The organism is Borreliella afzelii (genome assembly GCF_014202295.1).
GTDB lineage: Bacteria > Spirochaetota > Spirochaetia > Borreliales > Borreliaceae > Borreliella > Borreliella afzelii.
In genome coordinates this window covers 1-3,654 of record NZ_JACHGM010000023.1, presented here as the reverse complement: position 1 = coordinate 3,654, position 3,654 = coordinate 1, and the positions used below count along the sequence as shown (strand labels likewise).

Sequence of the window (3,654 nt, the reverse complement as noted above, 5' to 3'; positions counted from 1 at the left end):
GATTGTAGTATAGCCCAACTTAGAATTAAAATCAATTTATCTTTATAATAAAATGTAATCTTCTTAATCAGAAACATTAAAATAAATTATTAATTTTTATGAAATTTTGAATAAAAGTATTTACTTTTATTCAAATAGTGTGCTATATATATATTTATAAAAATCAAAATAACTAGGAGTAGTAATATGCAAAATATACTCATTAACCCTAAAGACACACCTTGCCAGAACAAATTACAGCATAAATTAATAGTTTTTATCTCAACACTGAAATACATAAATAGTAAATATAAAAAATACACCCAAAGTAATATACTTTATTACTTTAATGAAAATTTAAAAAGAAATGGCCAGTTAACTGTTAAACTAAAGACAATGCAAAATTATCTTTACAAATTAGAAAAAGAAATAAAAGTCACAACCAACTACCATAAACACCTGGGAGTAAATTGTGGAACTGAAATTTACTACAAACTTAATTACCCCAAAAAAGAATGCTACCTTAAAATCAATAAATATTTTAAAGAGAAGAAAGATATAAGATTCCAAACAAGAGTTAATAGATATCTTAAAGATAAATTTACTAAAGAAGGGAATCTAAATTTAGAGGAGTGTATTAATAATAATAATAATATAAAAGAAGAAAAAGAAAATGGCGAAATAGAAAAGTATCAACTAAAAAAATATTTTAATAAATGTAATTTTTTATCAAAAAAAGTTCTTCCTATTTTGAATTTGAATATTAGTAAGGATAAATTAATTGAAATAATGAAAATTATAAAAAGAATTGAAATTAACTTAATAAAAAACAAAAATAATAATAATAATAATATAAATAAAATTTGCTTTAAAAAAAAGCAGACAAAATTAAAGAAAATATTAGATAATATTCAAAAAGAATTAGAAACAAAGGGTTATAATGTTCAACAATTAAAAACTCATATCCAAAACATATACAAAAATTACAAATTTAAACCCCATTTTATCATTGAAAATCAAAAATATAAAGACCTTAATAACATAAAACAAAAGCTAGAAAAATCAATTGAAAGAAAAAAAGAAAGTTCACTAAAAAATTATAATCATATAAAAATAAATATTTTTAGCATACTTATTGAACAATTAAAAAAAGAATCCACAATAGAAATTTTAAAGCCAATTATAAAAACCTATTTAAATAGTATAAAGAAATTAGAATATAACAAAGTATTTAACACTTATTATTATGAATTATTAGAAACGATAAAAAAAGAAAAAATTTCTTAAGCGTAAAAGAATTAAATAAAGATATTACATAAGGATTAAACATGGAAAGCGTGCTTAAATCTACACAAATAGAAAAAACAAGAATTAAATGTAAAAATAAAAATCGTTTCATAAAGATCGAAAAACAAAATGGTAAAACCATATACCATACAAAAATAATGATGGACATTTACAAACTCGGAATTGATAATAAAAGAAATGAATGTCGTATATCATTGAGAACTTTATTTAATCAAATGAAAGTTGAAGAAGTTCGTTTATATTCTGTAAAAGAAGGAGATCAATTTCTAGGAATTTATTATGGTTATAGAAAACCAATAAAAAATATTTTTGTAAAATATGAAACAAATGGAATCATAAAATCATATGGATTATCAAAAGCATACTACATAGAATTTAGATTTAAAAAAGGAAGTGTTTTTTGCTATTTTAAGGGATTGCTTCGTTTGTTAAAAAAAGAAAAATCAAATACACCCTATAATATAGCATGTATTGATATGTTTACAAAATTAGAAAAACATGTATATGAATTTTATGATAAAGAATATCCAGAAGAAGGAATACTTATAAGATGGATAGAAAAAAACCAAAAATAATAACCATTGCAAGCCTTAAAGGTGGTGTTGGGAAAAGTACAACCTCAATAATACTTGCAAATTTATTAGCACAGAAGTATAAAGTACTTTTAATAGATATAGATGATCAGGCTGCTACTACAAGCTATTATTATAATGAATTGGAAACAAAAAATTTTGATGTTTCTAAAATAAATATAGGAAATGTTATAAAAGATGGTATGGATATTAATAAAAGTATTATTAATGTTGATAATAATATAGCTTTGATACCTAGTTATATAACAGTTGATGAATTAAATGGAGATTATTATTATGATAACCGACACCTATCTATTGAATTTTCATTAAAGACAAAATTAAATTCTATAATAGATAACTATGATTATGTCATAATTGATACTAATCCCAAAAGGAATTTTACATTAAAGATTTCTCTAATTAGTAGCAACTATGTAATATCTCCAATGACAGCAGAAAAATGGGCAGTTGAAGGATTTGAAACATTGAGAAGGTTTATAAAAGAAGTGGCTGGAATACCGGTGTTTATTACTGTAACAAGATTTAAAAAAAATGTTACCCATAAACAATTAATGGAAATAGTAAGTATGAAAAATGGGTTTTTAGGATGTATAAGCGAAAGGGAAGATTTAAATAAAAGAATAGGGTGTAATGAAAAATTTGATTTTACAAAAGACTATATTATTGAATATAAAAAAATATTGGAAACTTTTTTAGGGAAATTATAAAAATCAATAAACTTAATAAGTTCGGCACGCCGGATTGATTGAGCATAAAGGAGAAGATATGAATAAAAAAAGTGTTAATTTAAAAATTAACAAAAGAATTTCGGAAAATAGTTTAAATTATATTCTTGATCAAAGTAATGAAAATCAAAGAAAAGAAGAATTTGAACAATTGATTACACAATTAAGAAATAATATTAAATCAGAAATATATAATATTATTGATACTATGAAGATCCTTAAGAAAATAAATGACAAGAAGCTTTATGTAGAAGGAGGATATAAATCTTTTAAAAATTTTTTATCAGATTTTAAATTAGCAAAGACACAATCTTATGAATATATAAGGTTAGCCACAGCAGTTGAGACAGGGTTATTAGAAGAGAATTTTATAACTAGTAATGGAATAAGAGCCTCTATAAGATATGTTAAGAATAAAACAAGCGGAATAATAAAAAAATCAAAACAAAATTCAATAAAACCCCTAAGATTTCAGCTTAAAAGTCAAGAAAGTTATGATTTTTATAAAAGTAATGCTAACTTTACAAATTTTATGATGAATGAGATTTTTGAAAATCAAAAAGATTTTCTTAATAAACTTTTTAAAAGATATCAAGATCAAAAGGATAATAAGAAAGTTTTATAAGCAATTTGATTTTTATTGAAATAAAAAAAATATAAGATTAGAGATTATGAATAAAGGATTTAATAAATATAAAAAATATTTTTTAAAAGGATATAGATGGTGTAGAAAAGAGTTTTAAAAAAAACTTAGTGTGGGAAATAAAATAATATATTTCCTGATAATAGCAGTAGAAAATCTTGACTCATTTGGCCACTCTTTAATAATTAAGTCTTTATAAGAAATTCAATAGCAAAATAGCATATTTTACTATTTATAAATACTATATTATTGAATAATATAGTATTTAGTAGCTTCTTATTTTTACTTTTTTATCTATTAAGGCTTATTTTAAGTTTTTAACAAAAGGGCTTAGATAAATTCTTTTATTTTTTTTAAAAAAAGACAAATTGATTTTAATTCTAAGTTGGGCTATACTACAATT

General features: G+C 21.9%; 4 protein-coding genes. All 4 read left to right on the top strand.

The genetic code is table 11. The annotated features are described in order from the left end of the window. The first annotated feature begins 186 nt into the window (after positions 1 to 186). Genes HNP63_RS06440 through HNP63_RS06425 form a run of 4 tightly spaced genes read left to right on the top strand, consistent with a single transcriptional unit; the run spans position 187 to position 3,233 of the window. Positions 187 to 1,266, top strand: a complete 1,080-nt coding sequence (locus tag HNP63_RS06440) for a plasmid maintenance protein (protein WP_183227655.1) — start codon at positions 187 to 189, stop codon at positions 1,264 to 1,266. A 41-nt stretch (positions 1,267 to 1,307) separates the two neighbouring features. After that, on the top strand, positions 1,308 to 1,862 hold the full coding sequence (locus HNP63_RS06435) for a DUF226 domain-containing protein (RefSeq protein ID WP_011703872.1): 555 nt from the start codon (positions 1,308 to 1,310) through the stop codon (positions 1,860 to 1,862). Further along, positions 1,838 to 2,590, top strand: a complete 753-nt coding sequence (locus tag HNP63_RS06430) for a ParA family protein (RefSeq protein WP_011703871.1) — start codon at positions 1,838 to 1,840, stop codon at positions 2,588 to 2,590. Before HNP63_RS06435 ends, HNP63_RS06430 begins: the two co-directional genes overlap by 25 nt. Before the next feature lie 58 nt (positions 2,591 to 2,648). Then, positions 2,649 to 3,233, top strand: a complete 585-nt coding sequence (locus tag HNP63_RS06425; RefSeq protein WP_012615203.1) for a chromosome replication/partitioning protein — start codon at positions 2,649 to 2,651, stop codon at positions 3,231 to 3,233. Positions 3,234 to 3,654 lie beyond the last annotated feature (421 nt).

Coding starts and splice junctions, on each gene's coding strand:
- HNP63_RS06430 (WP_011703871.1), top strand. CDS start 1,838: ATGGATAGAAAAAAACCAAAAATAATAACCATTGCAAGCCTTAAAGGT.
- HNP63_RS06435 (WP_011703872.1), top strand. CDS start 1,308: ATGGAAAGCGTGCTTAAATCTACACAAATAGAAAAAACAAGAATTAAA.
- HNP63_RS06425 (WP_012615203.1), top strand. CDS start 2,649: ATGAATAAAAAAAGTGTTAATTTAAAAATTAACAAAAGAATTTCGGAA.
- HNP63_RS06440 (WP_183227655.1), top strand. CDS start 187: ATGCAAAATATACTCATTAACCCTAAAGACACACCTTGCCAGAACAAA.